The sequence below is a fragment of the Flagellimonas marinaquae genome (assembly GCF_023716465.1).
GTDB lineage: Bacteria > Bacteroidota > Bacteroidia > Flavobacteriales > Flavobacteriaceae > Flagellimonas > Flagellimonas alginolytica.
Window position 1 is genome coordinate 747,041 of sequence record NZ_CP092415.1, and the last position, 25,034, is coordinate 772,074.

The following is a 25,034-nucleotide window of genomic DNA, read 5'->3' on the forward strand; positions in this document are numbered from 1 at the left end:
TTACGCTTTTGGTTTTAACAGTACATTAAAAACAGCTTCGTCTTCCAATAGTTGAAATCCGTCGTGCAGATGGGACTGTTCCACGGCGTAAGGATAGAACGAAATCGGCTCGATACATACCATATTCCGAACTTCCGTCCAGCACATAAAATTTCCAAAACCTTTGGTCTCGATGGTAATCTCCTTTTCATCCTTTAGTGTGATAGAGGTACAATCCGCTACCTGCAGTGCCCTACTCCCAACAGCCAAAACTTCGTCCAAGGTTATTTCCCTGTTTTTGGTCACAATGGTGGGTGCACTGGAATACAACTTAAAAGTTGGATGATACCCCAACATAAAGGGCATTCCTTGCTCGCCGGTAATTCTAAAACTGATTTCCAACGAATCCTCGTGCAACACAAACGATTTTTTAAACTTGAAATCATATGGCCAGATCAACGCTTCTTCAGTGGATTTTTCCGGGAACTTGGCATTGAAAACTTCAGTGCCCGCTTTATACTTTTTTTCGTAAACGGCTGTAGTATCCGAATGGTTTGCCAGTTCATATTCCATTTGACGTAGATGACCATGTTGGTCCTGTACAGCAGGGCCTTTTGGGGTTTGAACCCTAAAACCGGCTTTGTTAACTGGCCCGATAATAGGGAACATTTCGGTATCCGAACTACTCCAGCCCGGGCTTCCTTTTTGATGGATAAATTCAAATCCGTTAACCTTGTAACCGACCAACTCTCCTTTATCTATGCTTATTTCGCTTGTATTGTTTTTTAGCTGAATCATCTTCTTAATTTTTGGTTATTCGAACTGGATGGCTTTTACAGGTGTAATCTTTGTGATAATGTACGATGGGATCAAAAGCATTAACAAACAAAGTACCATGACCCCAATATTCAAAAATATAATTGTGGACAGATCCATATGTACGGGAATGTACTCAATATAATATTCTTGCGGGTTTGGAAATTTGAACATTCGATACCTGTCCTGAAGAAAAATAACACCCAATCCGATAAGGTTACCCCAAAATAGCCCAATGGCAATCAAATAGGCTGCGTTATATAAAAATACCTTTCGAATGCTCCAGTTCGCCGACCCCAACGCTTTAAGAATTCCTATCATTTGGGTACGTTCCAAAATCAAAACCAGTAAAGCGGTAATCATATTTATACCGCCCACAATGATCATAATCCCAATGATCAAAGCAATATTGAAATCAAAAAGTCCGATCCATTCAAAAATTCGGAAATACTTGTTCTTTATATTTTGGGTATCCAAAACAGAGATTGTTTTGTTATATATTTCGTTACTTTTTTCTTCAAGTTGGTCGAAATCCTCAATAAATACCTCAAAGTTTCCAATTTGATTTTCCTCCCATTTGTTCATCCGTTGGATATGTCGGATATCCACGAATACGTAGGTTTCATCAAACTCCTCGAAACCACTGTCATAAATACCCACAATATCGAACCGTCTATTATTCGGTGGCTTGGAGGCGTCCCCATCCCTCAGAAAAAAGGAAAAAAAGCTATCACCGGTCTTTAGTTGCAACCTATTGGCCATTAATTTGGAGATCAACACCTCTTCGTTCAACTCATCGCTATAATCGGGCAACCTACCGTCCACCAGATATTCCTTGAACGTACTCCAATCATAATCGCTCCCAACCCCTTTGGCCAACATCCCTTCAAAAGTATCTGCAGTTCTAATAATTCCACCTTTGGTGGCTACGGCCTGTACGTGCTTTATACCCTCAACGTTCAAAAACTCTGGATAAAAGTCCTGATCAATGGAAATTGGTTTCAAGGAAACCTCGGAGTTGTTATTATCAAAATTGGAAATTTGGATATGTCCGTTAAAGGCTGCAACCTTTTCTCGAACCTTGTTTTTAAGGCCCACACCTGTCGCTATGGCAATCAACATCATTACAACACCGATGGCAATTGCCGCAATGGCAATTTTTATAATCGGGGCGGAAATACTAATTTTATGCTCCTTCCCTGTAACAAGGCGTTTGGCTATAAATAATTCTAAATTCAACGAATGCCCATTTTATCTAGATTCAAAAGTACATTTTTATTGTTGTTTTTAATGCTTTCCGCATGCAAGGGTCAACAAAAAGAAGACAATTCCGATACCAAGGCACAAACAGCCACTCCCCCGTCCATAAAAGTGGCCGCCAACCGAACCGAGGCCTATGCCCCCCATTTAAAAGAAAAATCAGTAGGAATTGTAGCCAACCCAACAAGCGTTATTTTCAAAGAAAAAGGCTACACCCATTTGGTGGACTCTTTACTTTCTTTAGGTGTCGATATTAAAAAAGTATTTGCCCCGGAACACGGTTTTCGAGGTACCGCAGATGCGGGAGAGCACGTGAAGGACGGTATGGATACGCGAACGGGACTGCCTTTAATTTCCCTTTATGGCAAAAATAAAAAACCTTCCAAAGAGCTACTCGAAGAGCTCGATGTTGTGGTTTTTGACATTCAGGATGTCGGGGTCAGGTTTTACACCTACATCGCCACACTGGAATTGGTAATGGAGGCTTGTGCCGAAAACAACAAGCCTATAATTGTGTTGGATAGGCCCAACCCCAACGGACATTATGTGGATGGCCCCACCATGATGAAGGAGCACACAGGATATTTGGGAATGAACACTATACCGTTGGTGTACGGGATGACGATGGGCGAATATGCCTTAATGCTGAACGGTGAAAAATGGATGGAAAACGGTATAAAAGCCGACTTAACAGTTATAGAACTCGAAAATTATACACACGATTCGGAGTACCATTTGCCTATCCGACCTTCCCCGAATTTGCCCAACGATACATCGATTACACTATACCCCAGCTTAGGACTTTTCGAGGGCACCAATGTGAATGCAGGCAGGGGCACCGAATCCCAATTTCAGCGCTATGGGGCATCCTTTATGGATAGTACGGCCTATGATTTCAGTTATGTTCCCAAACCTAATTTTGGCTCCAAATATCCTAAAGAAGAAGGCAAGACCTGCTACGGCAAAGATCTATCCAAAACGCCAAGGATGAACAAAGTAAGCATGGAGTGGATCATTGATGCCTACAACAACGCCTTGGATAAATCAAAGTTCTTTTTAACCAATGGGTTTACCAAACATGCCGGCACGCCTTTGCTCCAACAACAGATTGAAGAAGGTATGACCAATGAAGAAATCCGGGCGACTTGGCAGAATGATCTGAAAGAATTCAAAAAGATCAGGGCAAAGTATTTGATCTATGATTAGTTTTTTGAATTGAAATTTTATCCAAAAAAACATTTCTTGTAAAAGATTTCACGATTTATCTTTGCCGCAAAGTTTTTTGGATTGACCAAAACCCCGATTTCCCAATTATACGAACAGTCTCCCGCACAGGGGAAACTGAGGAGCGCCATTGCCCAATCTCAAAGCAACTCTTCTGCAAGATCACAAAAAATCAATGTAAAAGGGCTTGTGGGCTCATCGCTTTCTTTTATGATAACCGACACGTTCAAATCGGCAGACCTACCTTTTCTCCTAATTTTGAACGACAAGGAAGAAGCCGCCTATTATTTAAACGATCTGGAACAGCTCATCGGTGAAAAAGATGTGCTTTTCTACCCCGGAAGCTATCGTAGGCCATATCAAATAGAAGAAACCGATAATGCCAACGTACTTTTGCGTGCCGAAGTCCTAAACCGTATCAATTCCAGAAAAAAACCTGCGGTGATCGTTACCTACCCCGATGCACTATTTGAGAAAGTGGTTACGCGAAAGGAACTCGACAAAAACACTCAAAAGATTAAAATTGGTGACGAAATCTCTTTGGATTTCTTGAACGAAGTCCTTTTTGAATATCAGTTTAAACGAGTGGACTTTGTTACCGAACCGGGAGAATTTTCCGTTCGTGGCGGAATTGTGGATGTGTTCTCCTTCTCGCACGACGAACCTTATCGTATAGAGTTTTTTGGCGATGAAGTGGACAGTATTCGAACTTTTGATGTAGAAACACAACTCTCCACGGACAAAGTGAAGAAAATCACGATCATCCCCAATGTAGAGAACAAATTTACCGAAGAGATACGCGAAAGCTTTTTAAAATATGTTTCGGCAAGCACAGTGGTATTTGCCAAAAACCTGGCACTGATCTACGACCGAATCGATTCTCTTTTTGAAAAAGCGGAGGAAAGTTTCGCCAAATTGAGCCAAGAGATCAAACACGCAAAACCTAAAGAACTTTTTGCAGATTCGATTTTATTAAAAGCACAATTGGAGGATTATTTATGTGTTGAGATAGGCAATTCTTCCGTAAGTTCGGGTGCAGTCGAGAACCAGACAAAAGAACTTAGCTCGGCTACGCTCGAGACGACAGCTTCGATAATCCAATTCAATACCAAACCTCAACCCTCCTTCAATAAAAAGTTTGATCTGCTGATCGAAAACCTCAACGATAATCGGGATGGGGGTTACAGCAATTATATTTTCTGTTCAACGGAACAACAGGCCAAACGTTTTCACGATATTTTTGATGAAGTGGACCAAACCGTCCATTATCAAACCATAATATTCCCGCTCTACCAAGGTTTTATTGATCAAGACCTGAAAATAGCCTGCTACACGGATCATCAAATTTTTGAACGTTACCATAAGTTCCATTTAAAAAATGGCTATGCAAAAAAACAGGCCATTACTTTAAAAGAGCTCAACAAACTCGAAATTGGGGATTACGTGACCCATATTGACCATGGTATCGGCAAGTTTGGAGGATTGCAAAAAATTGATGTAGAGGGCAAAAAACAGGAAGCCATTAAACTTATTTATGGCGATCGAGATATTTTATATGTGAGCATTCACTCATTGCACAAAATATCCAAGTACAACGGTAAGGACGGTGCACCACCAAAAATATTCAAACTGGGTTCTGCTGCCTGGAAAAAACTGAAACAAAAGACCAAGGCAAGGGTTAAGAAAATTGCTTTCGACCTTATTAAGGTTTATGCTAAGCGTAGACTCGAAAAAGGGTTCCAATATGCCCCGGACAGCTATCTGCAGCACGAACTGGAGGCATCCTTTATTTACGAAGACACCCCTGACCAAGAAAAGAGCACCCAAGATGTAAAAAAGGACATGGAAAGCGAACGCCCCATGGACCGTTTGATCTGTGGTGATGTAGGTTTTGGAAAAACCGAAGTTGCCATTCGTGCCGCATTCAAGGCCGTGGACAATGGCAAACAGGTCGCCGTTTTGGTACCTACTACCATTTTGGCATTTCAACATAGCAGAACCTTTAAGGAGCGCCTAAAAGAAATGCCCGTATCGGTCGATTACCTCAACCGCTTCCGTACCGCTAAGGAGAAAAAGGATGTCTTGGAACGTTTGGCCGAGGGCAAAATAGATATCATTATAGGCACCCATCAACTTGTGAACAAGAACGTACAGTTCAAAGATCTGGGATTGTTGATCGTGGACGAGGAACAAAAATTCGGGGTTGCTGTAAAAGAGAAGCTACGTTCCATAAAAGAAAATGTGGATGTGCTTACATTAACCGCCACTCCTATTCCGAGAACACTTCAATTTAGTTTGATGGCCGCTCGGGACCTATCCGTGATCAATACGCCACCGCCCAACCGCTACCCCATCGAAAGTCAGGTTATTCGTTTAAACGAAGAGGTTATACGCGATGCGGTATCCTACGAGATCCAAAGGGGCGGACAAGTATTTTTTATCCATAACCGCATAGAGAACATTAAAGAAGTTGCCGGAATGCTCCAACGTTTGGTACCCGATGCAAAAATTGGTATCGGACATGGTCAAATGGAAGGCAAAAAATTGGAATCCTTAATGCTTTCGTTCATGAACGGCGAGTTCGATGTATTGGTGTCCACCACGATTATAGAAAGTGGATTGGACGTAACCAACGCCAACACCATTTTTATTCATAATGCCAATAATTTTGGGTTGAGCGATCTACACCAAATGCGCGGGCGCGTAGGCAGAAGCAACAAAAAAGCCTTCTGTTACTTTATTACACCGCCTTACGAGGTTATGACCCCCGAAGCAAGGAAACGAATCGAAGCTTTGGAACAATTTACCGACTTGGGCAGTGGTTTTAACATAGCCATGAAAGATTTGGAAATACGAGGAGCGGGCGATCTTTTAGGAGGCGAGCAAAGTGGTTTCATAAATGAGATCGGTTTCGAGACCTATCAAAAAATATTGTCGGAAGCCATAGATGAACTTAAGGAGAATGAGTTCAAAGAATTGTATGAAGAAGTAGAGGGCGACAAAGAAAAAGTATATGTAAAAGAGATGCAGCTCGATACCGATTTTGAATTGCTCTTCCCTGATGATTACATAAACAATATAACCGAACGACTGAACCTTTACACCCAACTAAACAGTGTAGAGGACGAAGTAGGCCTACAAAAATTCGAGGCACAACTAGTAGATCGTTTTGGGGAGTTACCGGAACCTGCCGTGGATTTGATGAACTCTGTTCGTATAAAATGGATCGCCACCCATATAGGACTGGAAAAAGTGATCATGAAAAAAGGCAAGTTTATTGGTTACTTTATTGCCGACCAACAATCCAGTTTTTACCAAAGCCCCGTATTTACCCAAATATTGCAATACGCTCAAACACATCCGCAATTGGTAAAACTCAAGGAAAAACAGACCCGAAATGGACTCCGGTTATTGTTGGTTTTTGATAAAATAACAAGTGTGGAGAAGGCATTGAAAGTATTGGTGCCGTTTACGCCTTCAAAAGAGAATGTTTCTGCATAAGGTAAGATTTCTCATATCGTTCGAAAGGACTGATACACCACCTAGATCATTTCGATTGAGTGAAGCGTCCAGCAACTTCAAAATAAAAGAATAAGTCCGTATAATACGAAATGGCATTCAAACTTAAAAAGCCCCGTAAACCTGCTTAACAAACTCCCCTATTTTTGAAGGTTCCAGCCAACGGGTCACGATCACCAAACCACTTTTTTGATCCACCACAATAAAATTGCCCCCAAAACCGGCAGCGTAGAACACATGTTCAGGAACACTATCCCAATGGCGGTCACCCTGTTGGTTTAACCACCACATGTAGCCATAATTCACATTGGGCACGGAAGGCATAGTCGCTTTCTTGATCCAATCCTCACTGATAATCTGTTCATCTTGCCATTTCCCGTTGTTCAAGAATAGGATTCCAAAACGAGCCATATCCTCGGTAGAAATAAAAAGCCCTGCACCTGAGTGTCCACCTCCCGTAACGGATTTCATTTTAATACCATCGATAACGGTCCAAGCATTTTCGTAACCGAACCATCGCCAAGATGTAGTTGCTCCAATTTTATCCATCACCTCTTCTTTGAGCACCATGGGAACAGGTTTTCTCCACACATGGGTGAGCGAATAGGCAAGTACGTTCACACGAACATCGTTATATTCCATTACGGTTCCTGGTTCGTTAAGGGTTCGGTACTTCCAATCGTCAAGACCTCCTTTGCTAGGTGGACGGTCCGCCCAGTCCTTTCCCCCCCACAGCTCGCCCGACCAATCGGAATTTTGTTGTAATAGGTGTTCCCAGGTAATTTTGGAATTATGCTCGCCATCAAAAGTGCCGTCCCAGATATAGTCGCCAACTTTATCCTTGGTGTCGTTGATCAATCCGTGATCTTCGGCAAGACCAGCAACGGTGGACAAAAAGCTCTTGGTAACACTAAAAGTCATATCAACACGTTTGGTATCGCCCCACGATGCCAAAACATAGCCGTTCTTCATAATCAATCCGGCAGGTCCCCCACGTTTTTTGGTCGGACCCAAAATTTGATGAAAAGGCTCTCTCTTGAACCCTTCCAAAATAGCGACCCGCAAATCCCTAGACCCGGAATACTCATTGGATTTGGCATAATCGACCGCCTTCTTCAAAGTAGCTTTGTCAAATTTAAATTGACCATTCTCAGCTGTTTTCCACATTGCGTAGCGTTCTGGAAAATATATTTCTTGGGAGTTGACATTAAAAGTGATGGCAAATGCGGCAAAAAGTAAGGCCGCAACAAAACTGTTTTTCATTTCAGAAAGGTTTGGATTGGGAAAGTAAGGTAGTGATTGTTACGGAATTTTATATCATCAGTTCCAATGATGATGTAGATAGATAATGGATCCTACTTAAAAACAAGAATAACATCTTGGCATTCTTGAGCAATCGAAATCTAAAGATCGATTCTTTACTACCCATCTGTTGTAGGCCTTCGATATTTATGGAAAGGTTGTTTTAGCAAGCCTTTGATGCTACTGTTCTCCTTTTCATCCGGAAATGTATCCACGCCGTAAACAATATCCTCTGCATCCAAATACATATAGGTACCGAACAACCGGTCCCAAATAGAAAAGATATTCCCGTAATTGGAATCGGTATAGGGCAACTTGTAGTGATGATGCACTTTGTGCATGTCCGGACTTACAATGAACCAACTGATAGTCTTGTCCACTTTTTTTGGCAATCCGATGTTCGCATGGTTAAATTGAGAAAAGATTACCGACAGACTCTGGTACAGCATTATTATTCCGATGGGCGCACCAACGATTAAAACACCCGCCAAAGTAAAAGCGTAGCGTATTAAACTTTCCAATGGATGGTGCCTGTTGGCGGTAGTGGTATCCACATTGTGGTCGGAATGGTGCACCAAATGTACCATCCATAAAGGTTTTACTTTGTGCTCCACCCAATGAGCTGTATATGCCCCGATCAAATCCAGAAGCATTACCCCTAAAAGCACATAAAGCCACAACGGCATTTCGGGCAACCAATTAATGATCCCGAACCCATTCTCCACAGTCCAGTCCGAAGATTTTAGGAGCAAGAACGCTAAAGGAAAGTTCACGATTATCGTTGTGATCGTAAAAAAGAAATTGGGGACGGAGTGCCTCCATTTTTTGTAAGGCGCGTTGAACAAGGGCACAATACCCTCCAAAATCCAAAAAAAAGTGATTCCTCCTACCAAAATTAGGCTTCGGTGCCACGAAGGAATCGTTTCAAAATAAGAAATTATCTGTTCCATTCCTTCAAATATAACAAATCATCAAAATTTTATGGATTTTTTCATTTCCTCCACAATATTGAAGGCCGCAGGGCAAATGGCCACATTCTTCAGGGTCAAATGGGCAATCTGTTGGAACTTTTTTCGGTCCGTATGCGGAAACTCACGACATGCCTTGGGCCGAACGTCGTAAATGGAGCAATAATTATCGGCACCCAAAAACGTACAGGGTACGGATTGCAGCACATAATCGTTCTCTTCATCCATTCGCAAAAACTCATCTATGAATTGTGAAGGTTTCATCCTAAAATGTTTTGCTATCCTCTCGATATCCGCAGTGGTAAACAATGGACCCGTGGTTTTGCAACAATTGGCACAATTAAGGCAGTCGGTACGCTCGAATTCGCTCTCGTGCAAATCCTGCATTGCATAATCAAGGTTTTTGGGAGGACGCTTTTTTAGTTTAGCAAAGAATTTTTTGTTCTCGGCATGTTTTTCCTTTGCCCGTTGCGCCAACTCCTTAAGTATTTCGTCCATAGTGCACAAACTTATCCATTTTAAACCTTTCAATGCAATTAAAGTCCCACCTTTGCAAAAACAAAACACCCAAAATGGCAGATGCTTTTGGAAAGGCGGTATTAGATTATCAAAAAGGCCTATATACGGAAGACATTAAAACCTTTTCATCTTTAGATGAAGAAGATGTTATCCCTGTCCCCTATTTGTTCCGCAGCTTCCATAAAATGCCCAAAATAGAACAAAAAGCCCTTGAGTTGGCACGGGGAAAGGTCCTGGATATTGGTGCCGGTGCCGGAAGCCACTCCCTGTATCTTCAAGAAATGGGATTGTATGTTACAGCCTTGGACAATTCCAAAGGATGTATAGCGGTATGCAAGGAGCGTGGCATAAAATCTGTGGTTTTAGGCAGCATATTGGAGTATAGCGATACCCGTTTCGACACCTTGCTATTGTTGATGAACGGAATCGGTTTGGCCGGAAAATTTAAAAATTTAAGTCACTTTTTAAAGCATTTGGCCTCATTATTGATGCCCAATGGTCAGGTTTTAGTCGATTCCAGCGACATTATTTACATGTTCGAACAGGATGATGACGGTGGTTATTGGATTCCGGACAATGGCGATTACTATGGCGAAGTAAAATTTAAGATGGAATATAAAGGAATGGAAACCGATGAGTTTGATTGGGTCTATATAGACTTCAATACCCTAAAAAATGCCTGTGAATCGAATAATCTTAATTGTGAACTTGTACTATCTGGGGAACACTACGATTATTTGGCCAAACTAACGTTAAAAAAGTAATAGTTTCCCATTTAGAACGTTGATATACTAATTCTCTTGTTATGAAAAAAATTGCTCTTTGTGCCCTATTCTGTGTTGGATTATTAACGAGCTGCTCCAAGAGTTCGGACGAAAACACCACTAGCGAATCCAGTACCAATCTTAAAGCTGGGAACCTATTGACCACGGGCGCGTCGGCAAGAGACCTATTATCCAACGAAAATTTTGACAAGCTTATAATTGAAATTGCGTATGTTGCCGGTTTTGAGCCTACATTTGAGGCCATTTCCAATTTTGAGGACTTTTTATTGGAAAGAACCTTTAAGGAGAATATAGAATTCAAGTTTACCTCACTTTCCACACCATCCGAAGAAACCCTTACCCTAGATGAAGTTGTAGACCTGGAGGAAAAAAACAGGACCCAGTACAACAGCGAAAATGCCATTGCGGTATATATCTATTTTGCCGACGCACCATCCGATAGTGATGATGAAGATGAAGGATTGGTCACTCTCGGCGCCGTCTACCGAAATACATCCATGGTCATTTATCAATCCACCGTGGAGGATATTGCAAACCGCAGCTCATTCGTAACCATAGCCGATGTGGAGACTGCCACCTTACTACATGAATTTGGCCATTTGTTCGGTTTGGTAAACTTGTCCACACAATCTGTAAACGACCACGAAGAAACCACGGAAAATGAGGACGGGAATCAGGAAGGAACCAACCATTGTAATGTTGAAGGCTGTTTAATGCGTTCTGAATTGGAATTCGGGAGCTCCATGCTCAAACAGATGGAGAAAAACGCCTCCAAAGGATTGGCCACTATTCCCGATTTTGATGCCGAATGCATTTTGGACCTTCAAAAGTACGGTGGTCGATAAATTGCCAAAAAATTAAGGGATATTTAAATATTTGTGGGTCTGTAAAGATACTTTCCATTTAGGGTTCTTCATTACATAATCCACAATTTGTGGCACCATTTTATCCCTAACGCTCCACTCGGGCTGTAAATACAAAATACAGTTCTCCCCAACTTGTGCCGCTTGCTCTTCCGCAAATATAAAGTCGTGTTTATTGTACACAATTACCTTTAGTTCGTGTGCTTTTTTGGAAATATCCCCAACAGGGAGCTTATTTTTTTTTGGCGAAAGACAAATCCAATCCCAAACCCCTGTTAAAGGATAAGCCCCGGAAGTCTCGATATGTGTCTTCATGTTTTTGGCCTTTAGGCCATGGGTCAATGGTCCCATATCCCAAGTCAGGGGCTCACCTCCTGTAATCACAATGGTATCGGAGTACTTTTCGGCGTTTGCGATTATGCTATCGATGTGTGTAGGAGGATGTGTTTCCGCGTTCCAGCTCTCCTTTACATCGCACCAATGACAACCCACATCACAACCTCCCACCCTTATAAAATAAGCGGCCGTACCTTTATGATATCCTTCACCCTGAATGGTATAGAATTCTTCCATGAGCGGCAACATGGCACCTTTCTCCACCAATTCCATTACATTTTCTTTTACCATGCCGCAAAGATAATCCTCTTGGGCGGTTTCACCTATTTTACGGCAATAACATCGATTTCTATCTGTCCGTTGGCAGCAATGCCCTTCGCGGCAAAAGTGGTCCGAGCAGGCTTTTTGGTAAAATACTGGACATAAATTTCGTTAAAAGCCGCAAAATCATCAATATCTGCCAAGATCACGGTACATTTCACCACATTGTCCAAAGTCAAATTGTGCTCCTCAAGGACCGCTTTTATATTTTCAATAGCTTGTTTGGTCTCGGCCTGGATACCGCCATCAACAAGGGTACGCGTTGTATGGTCCATTCCAATCTGCCCGGCCAAAAAATACATATTGCCAGCTTCAACCACATCGCTAAAGGGAGCTTTCTGTTTTTTAGGTTCGTGCGAATTATGGAAAATAAGTTCGGTGGTTTCCTGTGCATAAGTGGTTGCAACAAAGCCGCTCAACAAAATTGCCAAGATGGTGTACTGAAAAGGTTTCATGATCTCGTTTTTAGTATTGCCTAAAATTACCCTATTTTTATCGCAAATTGAACAGCGATGGGCAATAAAGAAAATTTCTTTGAACATATAGCACAGGGATACGCCATGAAAGGCGATTACATTACCATGGGTGCCGGTATGTTGGATGGTGAAACCATCACCGATGCACATATAAAGATTCCTTTAAAAATGATGAACCGTCACGGACTCATCGCAGGTGCAACGGGAACCGGTAAGACGAAGACCCTACAAGTGCTTGCAGAGAATTTATCCGACAAAGGAATCCCGGTTTTGCTCATGGATCTAAAAGGAGATTTGAGCGGTATCGCCCAACCAAGCCCCGGCCATCCTAAAATTGATGAACGGCACGAAAAGATCGGGCTTCCGTTCGAACCCAAAGGTTTTCCCGTAGAGATCATGTCGCTATCCGAACAAGATGGGGTACGCCTACGCGCCACTGTTTCCGAATTTGGCCCTGTACTTTTATCCCGTATTTTGGATTTGACAGTAACCCAAGAAGGTATTGTTGCCGTAGTATTTAAATATTGTGACGATAATAAATTACCCTTGCTCGACCTAAATGATTTTAAAAAGGTACTGCAATATGCAACTGGTGAGGGCAAAAAAGAGTTTCAATCGGCTTATGGCCGTATATCCACAAGTTCCACAGGGACTATTTTAAGAAAGATCATCGAGCTCGAACAACAGGGAGCCGATTTGTTTTTCGGGGAAAAATCGTTCGAAGTGGACGATTTGGTCCGTATTGACGAAAACGGACGAGGATTTATCAATATAATCCGTTTGACCGATATTCAGGACCGTCCCAAACTCTTCTCAACCTTTATGTTGAGCCTTTTGGCGGAAATTTATGCCACCTTCCCAGAGCAAGGCGATAGCGACCGACCCGAATTGATATTGTTCATAGACGAGGCACACCTTATTTTTGACAATGCCAGCAAAGCGCTTTTAGATCAAATTGAAAGTATTGTAAAACTAATTCGCTCCAAAGGAATAGGGTTGTATTTTGTAACCCAAAACCCGACCGACGTGCCGGACGACGTACTGGCACAATTAGGATTAAAGGTGCAACATGCCCTACGTGCTTTTACGGCCAAGGACCGAAAAGCCATAAAGCTCACGGCGCAGAACTATCCCATTTCCGAGTTTTACGACACAGCCGAGGTACTTACCTCTTTAGGAACCGGGGAAGCCTTGATCTCCGCTTTGGACGAAAAAGGACGCCCCACTCCACTGGCAGCAACCATGATGCGTGCTCCTATGAGTCGAATGGATGTGTTAAGCGATTCCGAGATCAAAGAGGTTTTGGACGCCTCCAAATTGATAAAAAAATACAATGAGGAAATCGATAGGGAAAGTGCTTACGAAATCCTGAGTGAAAAAATTGAAAAAGCTGAAAAGGAGGCAGAGAAAGAAAAAGAAATAAAACAAACTTCCCGCAGAACAACCTCAACACGAAGAAGCACCAGAATGAACCCTGTGGTCAAAGTTTTGACCAGTGCAACATTTATCCGGGGGGTTTTGGGCGTATTAAAAAAAGTGATTCGATAATAATTCAAATGAAAAGAACAATTAGCATATTGACCCTAATTTGCGGCATTGCAGCAATACAATCCTGTAAAAAGGACACCACGTTTTTAATTACCGAAACCAGTGTAGGCCCGCTGACCCAAACTACCAGAGTGGCAGAAATAAAAACTGTTTTTGTGCAAGATTCGGTCGTAGCCGATTCTACACAGATCAACTTGGGGGTATCACCAAAAAAAATGGAGGTTTACGAAAAAGGCGGCAAACACCTTTTAACCCTAAAGGCGAATTCCGATAGTATCCCTACCATTGAAAACGTAAGGATCATGGACCCAAGGTATGTTTCGGACAAAGGTGTAAGCTTGCAAAGTACCTTCAAGGACATCCAAAACAGTTACGATATCAAAAAAATTGTGACCACATTGAACAGTATTGTTGTTTTTCCAAAAGGAAGCAATCTTTATTTTACCATTGATAAAGAAGAACTGCCCGAAGGCCTTCGTTTCTCATCTTCCAATATTGAAGCGGTACAGATACCCGATGAAGCTAAAATAAAATATTTGATGGTGGGTTGGGAATAGACCCAAAATCCTTGTCCCCAAATGAAAAAAGCACTTAACAAAATAATTCCATTGGTCTATGGGCAGTACTACAATGCCTATACATGGATAGCTCCGAAAAAAGCGGCCCAAAGTGCCTTTCATACGTTCAGCACAGTAAGAAAGGGAAGGGTTAAACCGGAACAGGCCGATTTTTTGAACGGCGCCAAGTTTACTATTGAAAAAGTTGTGGGACATCAAATACAGACCTACCATTGGCCCGGAAACAAAGAAACCGTTTTGCTGGTACATGGATGGGAGAGCAACACCTATAGATGGCGCAACCTTATTAAGAAACTACGGGAAGCCGGTTTTAATATCATTGCTTTTGATGCTCCTTCGCATGGGTACTCCTCCGGGAAACATCTATACGTACCACTATATGAAGAAGTGGTAAACTACATGGTGCTAAAACACGACCCTAAGCACCTTATCGGCCACTCCATGGGCGGGATGACCATTGTTTACAACCAATATAAAAATCCCAAAGATTCCGTTGAAAAGATAATCACGATTGGAGCCCCTTCCCATATCCAGGATTTTATCGACCATTTTCAAGATTTGTTAAAATTGAACAATAGGGTAATGAAGAATCTGGACAATTATATCGAAAATCGTTTTGGGTTTAAAATCGACCAATTTTCTACAGCGGAATTTGCCCAGTCCATCAGTAAAAAAGGTTTGCTTTTTCATGATAAACTAGACAAGATAGCACCCTACAATGCATCGGTATCGGTAAGTGAAAAATGGAAAAACAGCAAATTGATAAGTACAGAAGGGCTTGGCCATTCGATGCACCAAGACAATATAAACGACCAGATCATTTCATTTTTGGAGGGTTAAAAAAGTTGTTCTATTTTTCATAAAAAATAGAGACCATGCAAAGCATATCACCTTTTCACGTTGCCGTACCCGTTCATAATTTGGAAGAATGCCGCACTTTTTACCGGGATGTTCTTGGTTGCGAAGAGGGTCGAAGTGCCGAACATTGGGTAGATTTCAACTTTTTTGGTCACCAATTTGTAATTCATTACAAGCCTAAATCGGACGAAAAGACCCACACCAACCCAGTAGATGGGAAAAATGTTCCTGTACCCCACTACGGTGTTGTATTGCCCTGGGATACCTTTGAGACATTTTCCAAAGGTTTGATCAAAAAAGGAATCGAATTTGTAATAGAGCCCTACATTAGATTTAAGGGTGAGCCCGGGGAACAGGCCACCATGTTCTTTTTAGATCCTGCCGGTAATGCCCTTGAATTTAAAGCCTTTAAGGATATGGGACAATTGTTTGCAAAATAAGCTATACCAGGTTCAACCCTTTTTTGCGAACCCACAAATGAGCAAAGATCATATTGGGCACCCAGCACAACCAAGCCACTATTTTGTAGGCCAATACAAATTCTCCAAAAATCAAGGTCAGGATAGGCAACCAAATCCGTAGAGTGACCGCAGCAAAACATGCCGCGTAGCTGTAAATCATCAATCCTTGGTGTAGCGATAGATCTTTGTTTTTAACTGCAATATAGGCCCTTATGGTCGTAAACAACCAAATAACGCCCAAACAAATAAACCCTATTGAAGAAACTATACCTCCTGTTGCAAAAAAACCAAGATAAACACCACATAGACCGCTTGCCACTGCCGAGACTACATAAACCTTACCTACATTGCGATGTACCAGCAATCGTTTGGTCCTTATTTTTTTTACAAATTGCAACCAACCGATCATCAAAGCCAAACCTCCAAAACTGATATGTCCATAAAAGGCGAAATTCCATAAAGTACTGGACAGCAACTCATCCGATTTGTTCATTAAGATACCAAACTCCTCCGTTGCAAATAGGTAAATTAATGGGTATAGACCAATACCAATGGCCAATAAAACGAAGACCACCCATGCCGCTTTATTCCGTACCGATTGAGCCATATTATTGGTTTTGCAAGAAGTAAGTTATCGATTATTTGGGGATAAAAACAAGAATTTACAAGGTAATTCGTTATAAATGCAATGATTAGGCCCTTATGCCTTGCCCAAATCCTACAATTATGAAGACTATTCTACTTTTGATCACCTTGGTCTTTTCCGGTATGGCCGTGTCCAGTTGCACCAATGATGAAGACGATACGGATTTTCAGATCATAAACCCCGAGGAAGAGCAACAAACTGCTTTACAATTAGAACAGGAAAACGCAGACTGACCTATTTGGTGTTGTGGCGCTCTCTTGCCAACAATGTGTTTTTCAATAACATTGCAATGGTCATAGGACCTACGCCACCGGGTACCGGGGTAATGTAGGATGCTTTTTTACTGACATTTTCAAAATCTACATCTCCCGTAATGTAGTACCCTTTTTCGTATGTATTATCTGGAACACGGGTAATCCCTACGTCGATAATGGTAACCCCCTCTTTTACCATATCGGCCTTGAGAAACTTTGGAACGCCCAAGGCAGAAATTACAATATCGGCCTGTAGAGTGAGCTCTTTTAGGTTTTTGGTCCTGCTGTGGGCCAAGGTTACGGTGGAATTTCCGGGACTTCCTTTTTGGCTCATCAAAATACTGATCGGCCTACCTACAATGTGGCTTCTACCGATTACAACGGTATGTTTGCCTTCGGTTTCTACCTGATAACGTTTCAACAACTCCATAATTCCGAATGGGGTAGCCGAAACAAAAGTTTCCATGTCCAAGGCCATTTTCCCAAAATTGGTGGGATGAAAACCATCCACATCTTTATCCGGATCTACGGCCATAAGAACTTTTTCCTCATCAATATGTTCGGGCAGTGGTAGTTGCACAATGTAACCGTCGATATTTGGATCATTGTTCAATTGATCTACTTGCTTTAGCAATTCTTCTTCGGTGGTTTCTTCTGGCAAATGTATCAATGTGGATTCGAAACCTATTTTTTTGCAGGATCTTACCTTGCTCCCAACATAGGTTAGGCTAGCACCATCGTTACCCACCAAAACGGCTGCCAAATGAGGGACTTTTTCCCCTTGCTGTTTCATTTTGGCCACCTCAACGGTGATTTCTTCTTTTATCTGGTTGGATACTTTTTTTCCGTCAAGGATTTTCATGGATTGTGTTGGTTTTATCTTTTGATTGGGGTTAGCGCATGTTCTGCATCATCTGCATCATTTTTTTGCCTCCACCGCCTTGCATCATCTTCATCATTTTGCTCATTTGATCGAACTGTTTTAGCAATTGGTTTACTTCTTGAATTGAAGTACCACTACCTGCCGCTATACGTTTTTTTCTACTGGCGTTCAGTTTGGAAGGTGTGGATCGCTCATCGGGGGTCATGGAATGAATGATGGCTTCGATATGTTTAAAGGCATCGTCGTCAATGTCAAGACCTTTTAATGCTTTGCCGGCACCTGGGATCATTCCCATAAGGTCTTTCATGTTCCCCATTTTCTTGATTTGTTGGATCTGACTCAAGAAATCGTCGAACCCAAACTTATTTTTGGCAATTTTCTTTTGGATCTTGCGTGCTTGTTCTTCATCGAACTGCTCTTGGGCACGTTCCACCAAGGACACCACATCTCCCATACCGAGGATACGATCGGCCATACGTGATGGGTGGAACACATCGATAGCTTCCATTTTTTCCCCGGTACCGATGAACTTGATGGGTTTGTCCACCACGGATTTAATGGATATGGCGGCACCACCTCTGGTATCACCATCGAGCTTGGTTAGGATAACTCCATCAAAATTCAACACATCGTTGAACGCTTTTGCAGTATTTACGGCATCCTGACCCGTCATGGAATCCACTACGAACAATGTTTCTTGGGGTTGAATGGCTTTATGGATGTTGGATATCTCCGTCATCATCTGCTCGTCCACGGCCAATCGACCTGCGGTATCTATGATCACCACATTGCACCCGACGCTCTTGGCGTGTGCAATACCTGCCTTGGCAATGGCCACAGGGTCATTGTTATCGCGATCGGAATATACCTCCACGCCAATTTGATCGCCCACTACGTGCAACTGATCTATCGCCGCCGGACGATATACATCACAAGCTACCAAAAGGGGCTTCTTGGTTTTCTTGTTTTTAAGATAATTGGCAAGTTTTCCAGAAAAAGTGGTTTTACCGGAACCTTGCAGACCGGACATTAAAATTACGGATGGGATTCCGGAAAGGTCTATTTCCTCTGCATCTCCGCCCATTAGCTCGGTGAGCTCGTCCTTTACCAACTTTACCATAAGTTGCCCTGGCTGAAGCGTGGTCAATACATTTTGACCCATTGCTTTTTCCTTGACGGTATTGGTAAATTCTTTGGCTATCTTAAAGTTGACATCGGCGTCCAACAAAGCCCTGCGGACTTCTTTGAGGGTCTCCGCAACATTGATTTCCGTTATCTGACCATGTCCTTTTAGGACGTGTAATGCCTTATCTAATTTTTCACTTAAATTATCGAACATGTGTTCTTTGTTTTAAAGGAGGCACAAATTTAATAATAATATAAAAGAAAAAGGACGGCTTTGGGGTGAGCCGTCCTTCTTTTGGAAAAAAGATTGGGGATAATCTTATGGTTTTTCAAAAACCAGGGTTTCTACTGTACCATCGTCGCTCTCATCTTTTAGTTCTATTCTGGTTGAAGTAATGGAAATAACTTTCCAATCTTCGGTCAATTCTCCCAAATCGTACTCGAAATCAAAGTTGAGGTAAAATTTTAAGCCTTCTTCGGAATCCCTAACTATTCTCCATAGTCCTTCGGCTATAGGATCGGCATTTATGGACACTTCTACTTGGTGATCGGCGGAAAAGTTAAAATCCATTTCGGCATAAGTAACGGTCAGATCCGTTTCCCCTTCTTGATACAAAGCTACATTCCAGGTTCCGCCCATGGCTATGTTTCTAATTTCGGCCACATCTCCATCATTGGCACTATCGTCACATACCCGTAGTAGTACCATTTCGTGGTCAGTCTCTTCAATTTCGAACTCCAAGCGGGTTTCCAGCATTTCCCTGATTGGCCACTCAAAACTTACTCCTGGCTCGTCCCCGATCGAAATCATCAAGGATAGTTTGTATTCGCTATTAAATCCAACTTGCCAAGTTCCCTGCATGGTTGTAACGCCATTGCCCAGAGATACGCTTCCATCGGCCGTAAACTGGAACTCGTACCCTAGCAACCTCTCTACATCCTCTCCTTGGTTCTCCACCTCTTTTATGATCCACTCACATTCCAAAAGTAAATTTAGAAATGCTTCCCTATTTATGTTGCCATCGTCTTCACAAAACCTTTTGAGCACGATTTTGTTACCGCCATCTTTATATAGTTTGATGACTCCTTCTTCCATTTCGTAAAAGTACCATTCGGAAGTAAAATCCGGGAAGTCTTGAAAATTTAAATCAAGCTGTACGCCTTGATCTGTATTGCTCGTACTCCATGTACCCACAACCTGATCTGTTGTGGAAGTTGAGAAATACACAGTGCCATCCGCATTAAATGTCAACAACCGCTCAATATACTGGCCTGTATTATCCACTTCGTTACGGATCACTTGCCTTACCTGTAATGGACACTCCACCAATAGCTCGTCCAATTCTTCTACTGTAAAATCATCATCGTTATAATCATCGTCGTCATCTTCATCGCACTCGTTTTTGGCCATTTCCAGAGCGGCCGCCAATTCGCTGTTGCCATTGATCACAACTTCTGTTCCATCATATTTTTTAAGGGTAATCGGAAACTCGATACTAATGAGTTCATTGTCCTCCAGATCAGCAAAAAACCTTCTCATTTCTTTGTCGTTCTCCACTTGAAATTCTCCGGTGACCTGGTTTTGCAAATCAAACTTGAACATTGTGATTGGGTAGACGAAATCGATACATTCGATATCGTCGTCGTCACCACCTTCCAGACATTCCCTGGCCAACGCTTCCAACTGATCTTGGCTTTCGATATTGATTTCACTAAAATCCGACAGGGTAATCACAATGGGAAAAATAATATCAAGAATGTCCTGATCGCTATCAAGCTCATCAAAAATTTCTTCGACAACCTCAAGGTCTTCCTTGGAATCTATGGTGACCTCTACACCATTTACATTTACGGTATACGGAAATTGAACGGCAAAACAGCTTGCACCGTCCACGATATTGTCGTAGGAGCCATCATTGGAAGATGTGTTTTGGATCAAGATAGCCGTTGAGGAGTTAGCAGCTATAGTTTGTTCTTCGTTGCCGCCGCCAACTTCTTCATATTCTTCTTGGCATGCCGACATACTGAAAACAAGTACAACCAATGCTGCGCGCAATATATTGCTAATCAACTTTTTCATAATAACTGAACTTTTGGGGTTATAATTCAATATTGAAACAACACTCTAAAAAAAAACCCTACTTTTCCTTAAAATTTTTCAAATATATTTGGAGGGGTAAACAAATTCGGGTTTATGGACAATGTTTGTGAAGACCATATTTTTAGTGAAGTTTTTAAGACACACTCCAGGACTGTCTTTAATTTTATTTTCTACAAGTTCGGAAATGAGGAAAAGGCCCACGATGCCGTACAAGAGGCTTTTGTGAAACTTTGGCAGAACTGCGCCAAAGTTAGCCCCGACAAGGCTAAATCTTACGTTTACACCGTTGCCAACAATTTGTATTTGAATGTAATAAAAGCAGAAAAGGTAAGGTTAAAACATGCCGGCAGCCTGGTTAACGACCGCACCAATGAATCCCCTGAGTTCTTGATGGAAGAAAAAGAATACAAGGAAAAATTGGACAATGCATTGAACGCCCTTCCGGAAAACCAACGCACTACATTTTTATTGAACCGCGTGGATGGAAAAAAATATGCAGAAATTGCCGAATTGGAAGGTGTGAGCGTAAAAGCAATCGAAAAACGCATGCATTTGGCCCTTAAAAGTTTGCGCGAACATATCGACGGCATTTAATTTATTAATTAAGAGGTAGGGTATTTTTTATATCAGTTGTTTAACTAGAGTAAAGCATAGAAACCATGCAGGAAAATTATTTGGCAAAATGGCTTAGTGGAGAGCTTTCCGGTGAAGAACTCAGGGAATTTGAGAGTTCTCCGGAGTATGCTTCGTACCAAAAGCTCAAAATCGCTTCCGAGAAGTTAACAGCACCCGAATTTGATGCTGATCTTGCTTTGCAACGCTTAAAAGATGAACAAATTTACAATACTCCCAAGGTCATTACCCTTAACCCGTTCAAGAAATTTCTAAGAGTGGCAGCGGTTATCGCTGTTTTGATTGCTGGTTCGTATTTTTATATCAGCACAATTAACGAAAGCGTAAGAACTGAATTCGCCGAACGCTCCGAAGTTGTTCTGCCCGATAATTCAGAGGTTTTCCTTAACGCAGAATCCAGAATATCTTACAGTAAAAAGAATTGGGACAAAAACAGAAATATTGAACTGGAAGGCGAAGCTTTTTTTAAGGTTGCCAAAGGAAAAAAGTTTACTGTTTCCACAAAACATGGAGCTGTTGCTGTTTTGGGAACCCAGTTCAATGTGGAAAATAGAGATGGCTTTTTTGAGGTAACCTGTTTCGAAGGGTTGGTCAGCGTAACCCATAACGAACAAGTTACCAAGCTACCTGCAGGTAGCGCTTTTATGGTGGTCAACGGTAAAATAGTGAACACGGGCACCCCAGAAGGCACTGTTCCATCTTGGATGAACAACGAAAGTAGTTTTGAAAGCATTCCTCTTACCTACGTCTTCGCCGAGCTGGAAAGGCAGTTCAACATTCAAGTTAGCACAAAAGACATCGACACAAACCTCTTATTTACAGGGTCTTTTAACAACACAGACCTAAATATGGCGTTAAAAAGTATAAGCACACCCTCCAAAACAAGATTTAAAATAGACGGAGACAACGTACTTTTTTATGCTGGGAACAAACTACAATAAGCATTTTGGGCTCATCTTAGGTTTACTGTTTTTTCTGTTTTGCCATGTTAATGCACAGGAAAAACAACCGACTTCCGTTGGCCTTATCCCGTATTTAAAAACCTTGGAAAATAGATTCGACGTAAAGTTTTCTTACATTGACAAGGATTTGGAAGGGCTCAATATTACTATTCCCGAGAACTTAAATACGCTAGGGCAAATCCTAACATTTATCGAAAGTACTTTCCATATAGACACGGAAAAATTGAATGATAGATACTACGCCATCACCAAGAACGACCGAGTCGATCTTTGTGGTGTGGTCTTGGATAATTTTGCCGAGAATACGGTAATAGGTGCCACTGTGGAAGTTTTAGGGACAAAAATCGCCAAAATAACGGATTCGGACGGTTCTTTTACATTGAGAAACATCCCCAGAAACAGTTCCCTCAAGATTAGATACCTCGGCTATATTACCAAATATGTTCCCATAGAAAAGCTCTTGCAGCAAGGTGATTGCCCCAAAATATTATTGGCCCAATATTATGAGCAACTAGATGAAGTATTCGTTTATAAATATCTTACTTCTGGAATTATTAAAGAAAATGATGCGAGCATAACCTTGAACACTGCCGAATTTGGTATTCTACCCGGCCTGATCGAACCCGATATCCTGCAAACCGTTCAAGCTTTGCCAGGCATAAAAAGTATCGACGAAACCGTTTCCGATATCAATGTCCGAGGTGGCACGAACGACCAGAACCTTATTCTTTGGAATGGTATAAAAATGTATCAATCAGGGCACTTTTTTGGGTTGATTTCAGCCTTCAACCCATACCAGACAGATAAGGTCACCATCTACAAAAACGGAACACCATCCAATTTTGGCGATGGGGTAAGCAGTGTGATCCAAATGGAAACCGGCAATACCATAACCGAAACCTGGAAAGGTGGTGCAGGCTTTAATTTGATCAGTGGCGATGTTTACGCAGAAGTTCCCATTGCACCCAATTTGGGAATACAGTTCTCAGCACGTCGCTCTGCAACCGATTTTTTGAGTACTCCCACCTACAAACAGTTCATCAACAGAGCCTTTCAGGATAGTGAAATTACCCTGCAAAACAACAATACGGTAGATGATGAATTTGCTAGGGACGAAGATTTTTTCTTTTACGATTTTTCAGGAAAAATTCTTTATGACCTCAATAACGCGCACAAAATCAGACTGAGTGCCATTCATATTAAAAACAACTTAAAATTCGAAGAGACCAATATCGATGCCAACGAAACCAATGTTAGCCTATTAAAACAAGACAATATTTCCGTTGGAGGGCAATTGCAAAGTCAATGGACGGATAGGTTTACCTCCCACCTCAATCTATATTACTCCAAATATAATTTGGATGCACAAAATGTGTTCGCCAATCAGGTACAGCAATTGTTCCAGAACAATCAGGTCACCGAAAACGCACTAAAGTTCGATACCAACTATATGATGAACAATCAATTTAGTTGGAACAACGGTTACCAATATATTGAAACGGGGATCACAAATGCCACCATAATCAATCAACCGGATTTTAATAGCGAAATTAAATGGGTTATCCGAACACATGCCCCTTATTCCCAGCTGAATTACAGTTCGCTCGACAATACGTTTGTTGGAAAAGTGGGAGCACGGTTCAATTTTGTGGAAAATCTGGACACTTTTAAAAAATTACTAATAGAGCCACGGCTCAATTTAAATTTTAAGCTGGCCAATTATGTAAGAGCTGAAATATTGGGCGAATTTAAAAGCCAGGCCACAAATCAGGTGATAGATTTGGAGCAAAACTTTTTGGGTATCGAAAAACGACGATGGATCCTGTCCAACGATGATACACTACCGGTAACCAAGAGCAAGCAAGGTTCTGTTGGACTCAATTACGAAAAGAACAATTTTTATATCGGTATTGAAGGGTTTATCAAAAATGTGGATGGTATCAGTACAAGTACCCAAGGATTTCAGAACCCCTATCAGTTTTCCGGAGAAATTGGGAGTTACAAGGTTAAGGGACTAGAGTTTCTTATCAACAAAAAAGGGGACAATTATAGTACATGGTTGAGCTATGCGTACAACAAAAACGACTACACGTTCGATTCCATTGTACCTAAACGTTTCCCAAACAACTTGGATATTCGGCACACGGTCACATTTGCGAGCACCTACACCTACAAAAATCTAAAACTGAGTATGGGTATCAATTACCGAACCGGTAAGCCTTATACGGAACCTGCTGAGGGGGACGAAGGACTTGATGAAGAATTCTTTCCGCCCAGAATCAATTTTCAATCGCCAAACAATAGCCGTCTACCGGAATATTTTAGGGCCGATGCATCCGCCATCTATAATTTTTCGATAAGCAGGGCCATCCGTGCCAATGCAGGACTCTCCATTTTAAATATTACCAACCGAAGAAACACCCTGAACAAATACTATCGGGTAAACGAGGACAATGAAATTGAAACCATTGAAAATTTTTCTTTGGGTATTACGCCCAATGTGAGTTTTAGGGTTAGTTTTTAAATCGAGATTTTTCGATTGCGCCCTAAACGGCCTACGCAAATTTGTGAGCACTCAAATAATTCGCAAAAAATACCTAAAGCACTTTTATAAAAC

At 41.7% G+C, this 25,034-nt stretch carries 23 protein-coding genes; 12 read left to right on the plus strand and 11 right to left on the minus strand.

The annotated features are described in order from the left end of the window. Both MJO53_RS03430 and MJO53_RS03435 read right to left on the minus strand, forming a co-directional pair. Positions 1-777, minus strand: coding sequence for an aldose 1-epimerase (locus tag MJO53_RS03430; protein WP_252080501.1), 777 nt, complete (start codon positions 775-777; stop codon positions 1-3). Positions 778-792: 15 nt separating this feature from the next. Continuing rightward, on the minus strand, positions 793-2,034 hold the full coding sequence (locus tag MJO53_RS03435; protein WP_224837479.1) for an ABC transporter permease: 1,242 nt from the start codon (positions 2,032-2,034) through the stop codon (positions 793-795). Positions 2,035-2,037: 3 nt separating this feature from the next. Here MJO53_RS03435 and MJO53_RS03440 point away from each other — a divergent pair, with 3 nt between their 5' ends. Both MJO53_RS03440 and mfd read left to right on the plus strand, forming a co-directional pair. Then, a complete protein-coding gene (locus MJO53_RS03440; protein ID WP_252080502.1) occupies positions 2,038-3,261 on the plus strand; it encodes an exo-beta-N-acetylmuramidase NamZ domain-containing protein in 1,224 nt (407 codons plus the stop codon). 81 nt (positions 3,262-3,342) lie between these two features. Further along, the gene (gene mfd / locus MJO53_RS03445; protein WP_252080503.1) at positions 3,343-6,780 is read left to right on the plus strand and encodes a transcription-repair coupling factor; all 3,438 of its coding nucleotides are present in this window, start codon (positions 3,343-3,345) and stop codon (positions 6,778-6,780) included. 123 nt (positions 6,781-6,903) lie between these two features. Here the strand turns inward: mfd and MJO53_RS03450 are convergent, their stop codons facing one another. The 3 genes from MJO53_RS03450 to MJO53_RS03460 all read right to left on the minus strand — a co-directional run bounded on the left by MJO53_RS03450 (position 6,904) and on the right by MJO53_RS03460 (position 9,566). Then, positions 6,904-8,061, minus strand: coding sequence for a serine hydrolase domain-containing protein (locus tag MJO53_RS03450; RefSeq protein ID WP_252080504.1), 1,158 nt, complete (start codon positions 8,059-8,061; stop codon positions 6,904-6,906). A 158-nt stretch (positions 8,062-8,219) separates the two neighbouring features. Continuing rightward, a complete protein-coding gene (locus tag MJO53_RS03455) occupies positions 8,220-9,050 on the minus strand; it encodes a sterol desaturase family protein (RefSeq protein WP_252080505.1) in 831 nt (276 codons plus the stop codon). A 21-nt stretch (positions 9,051-9,071) separates the two neighbouring features. Next, a complete protein-coding gene (locus MJO53_RS03460) occupies positions 9,072-9,566 on the minus strand; it encodes a YkgJ family cysteine cluster protein (protein WP_252080506.1) in 495 nt (164 codons plus the stop codon). Between the two features lie 74 nt (positions 9,567-9,640). Here MJO53_RS03460 and MJO53_RS03465 point away from each other — a divergent pair, with 74 nt between their 5' ends. After that, a complete protein-coding gene (locus MJO53_RS03465) occupies positions 9,641-10,351 on the plus strand; it encodes a class I SAM-dependent methyltransferase (protein WP_252080507.1) in 711 nt (236 codons plus the stop codon). Positions 10,352-10,392: 41 nt separating this feature from the next. Beyond that, complete coding sequence (locus MJO53_RS03470) at positions 10,393-11,217, plus strand: hypothetical protein (RefSeq protein ID WP_252080508.1); 825 nt, start codon at positions 10,393-10,395, stop codon at positions 11,215-11,217. 12 nt (positions 11,218-11,229) lie between these two features. Here the strand turns inward: MJO53_RS03470 and MJO53_RS03475 are convergent, their stop codons facing one another. Both MJO53_RS03475 and MJO53_RS03480 read right to left on the minus strand, forming a co-directional pair. Next, positions 11,230-11,862: a 7-carboxy-7-deazaguanine synthase QueE gene (locus MJO53_RS03475; protein ID WP_224837471.1), complete on the minus strand. Its 633-nt coding sequence runs from the start codon at positions 11,860-11,862 to the stop codon at positions 11,230-11,232. A gap of 32 nt (positions 11,863-11,894) precedes the next feature. Beyond that, positions 11,895-12,347: a Rid family detoxifying hydrolase gene (locus MJO53_RS03480; RefSeq protein ID WP_252080509.1), complete on the minus strand. Its 453-nt coding sequence runs from the start codon at positions 12,345-12,347 to the stop codon at positions 11,895-11,897. Between the two features lie 57 nt (positions 12,348-12,404). Here MJO53_RS03480 and MJO53_RS03485 point away from each other — a divergent pair, with 57 nt between their 5' ends. The 4 genes from MJO53_RS03485 to MJO53_RS03500 are packed head-to-tail and all read left to right on the plus strand — an operon-like array spanning position 12,405 to position 15,792. Then, positions 12,405-13,916, plus strand: coding sequence for a helicase HerA-like domain-containing protein (locus tag MJO53_RS03485; RefSeq protein ID WP_224837469.1), 1,512 nt, complete (start codon positions 12,405-12,407; stop codon positions 13,914-13,916). An 8-nt stretch (positions 13,917-13,924) separates the two neighbouring features. Continuing rightward, on the plus strand, positions 13,925-14,473 hold the full coding sequence (locus MJO53_RS03490) for a hypothetical protein (RefSeq protein ID WP_252080510.1): 549 nt from the start codon (positions 13,925-13,927) through the stop codon (positions 14,471-14,473). 21 nt (positions 14,474-14,494) lie between these two features. Continuing rightward, entirely contained in the window at positions 14,495-15,334 is an 840-nt protein-coding gene (locus tag MJO53_RS03495; protein WP_252080511.1) for an alpha/beta hydrolase, read from the plus strand. Positions 15,335-15,369: 35 nt separating this feature from the next. Next, the gene (locus MJO53_RS03500) at positions 15,370-15,792 is read left to right on the plus strand and encodes a VOC family protein (protein ID WP_252080512.1); all 423 of its coding nucleotides are present in this window, start codon (positions 15,370-15,372) and stop codon (positions 15,790-15,792) included. A 1-nt stretch (position 15,793) separates the two neighbouring features. Here the strand turns inward: MJO53_RS03500 and MJO53_RS03505 are convergent, their stop codons facing one another. Beyond that, positions 15,794-16,420, minus strand: a complete 627-nt coding sequence (locus MJO53_RS03505) for a DUF2306 domain-containing protein (RefSeq protein ID WP_252080513.1) — start codon at positions 16,418-16,420, stop codon at positions 15,794-15,796. A gap of 119 nt (positions 16,421-16,539) precedes the next feature. Between MJO53_RS03505 and MJO53_RS03510 the strand changes: the two genes are divergently transcribed. Beyond that, positions 16,540-16,692, plus strand: a complete 153-nt coding sequence (locus MJO53_RS03510) for a hypothetical protein (RefSeq protein WP_252080514.1) — start codon at positions 16,540-16,542, stop codon at positions 16,690-16,692. A 1-nt stretch (position 16,693) separates the two neighbouring features. Here the strand turns inward: MJO53_RS03510 and folD are convergent, their stop codons facing one another. The 3 genes from folD to MJO53_RS03525 all read right to left on the minus strand — a co-directional run bounded on the left by folD (position 16,694) and on the right by MJO53_RS03525 (position 20,801). Continuing rightward, positions 16,694-17,575: a bifunctional methylenetetrahydrofolate dehydrogenase/methenyltetrahydrofolate cyclohydrolase FolD gene (gene folD, locus MJO53_RS03515; protein ID WP_252080515.1), complete on the minus strand. Its 882-nt coding sequence runs from the start codon at positions 17,573-17,575 to the stop codon at positions 16,694-16,696. A gap of 31 nt (positions 17,576-17,606) precedes the next feature. Further along, positions 17,607-18,935 carry a signal recognition particle protein gene (gene ffh, locus MJO53_RS03520; protein ID WP_252080516.1) on the minus strand — a complete coding sequence of 443 codons (1,329 nt, stop codon included), beginning with the start codon at positions 18,933-18,935 and terminating at the stop codon, positions 17,607-17,609. Between the two features lie 105 nt (positions 18,936-19,040). Next, positions 19,041-20,801: a hypothetical protein gene (locus MJO53_RS03525; protein ID WP_252080517.1), complete on the minus strand. Its 1,761-nt coding sequence runs from the start codon at positions 20,799-20,801 to the stop codon at positions 19,041-19,043. Between the two features lie 114 nt (positions 20,802-20,915). On the opposite strand from MJO53_RS03525, the gene MJO53_RS03530 reads away from it, so the two are divergent. The 3 genes from MJO53_RS03530 to MJO53_RS03540 all read left to right on the plus strand — a co-directional run bounded on the left by MJO53_RS03530 (position 20,916) and on the right by MJO53_RS03540 (position 24,941). After that, complete coding sequence (locus tag MJO53_RS03530; protein ID WP_224837460.1) at positions 20,916-21,416, plus strand: RNA polymerase sigma factor; 501 nt, start codon at positions 20,916-20,918, stop codon at positions 21,414-21,416. 65 nt (positions 21,417-21,481) lie between these two features. Then, on the plus strand, positions 21,482-22,396 hold the full coding sequence (locus tag MJO53_RS03535) for a FecR family protein (RefSeq protein WP_252080518.1): 915 nt from the start codon (positions 21,482-21,484) through the stop codon (positions 22,394-22,396). Next, the gene (locus MJO53_RS03540) at positions 22,374-24,941 is read left to right on the plus strand and encodes a TonB-dependent receptor (RefSeq protein WP_252080519.1); all 2,568 of its coding nucleotides are present in this window, start codon (positions 22,374-22,376) and stop codon (positions 24,939-24,941) included. The genes MJO53_RS03535 and MJO53_RS03540 overlap by 23 nt, the downstream gene beginning before the upstream one ends. The last annotated feature ends 93 nt before the right edge of the window (positions 24,942-25,034 follow it).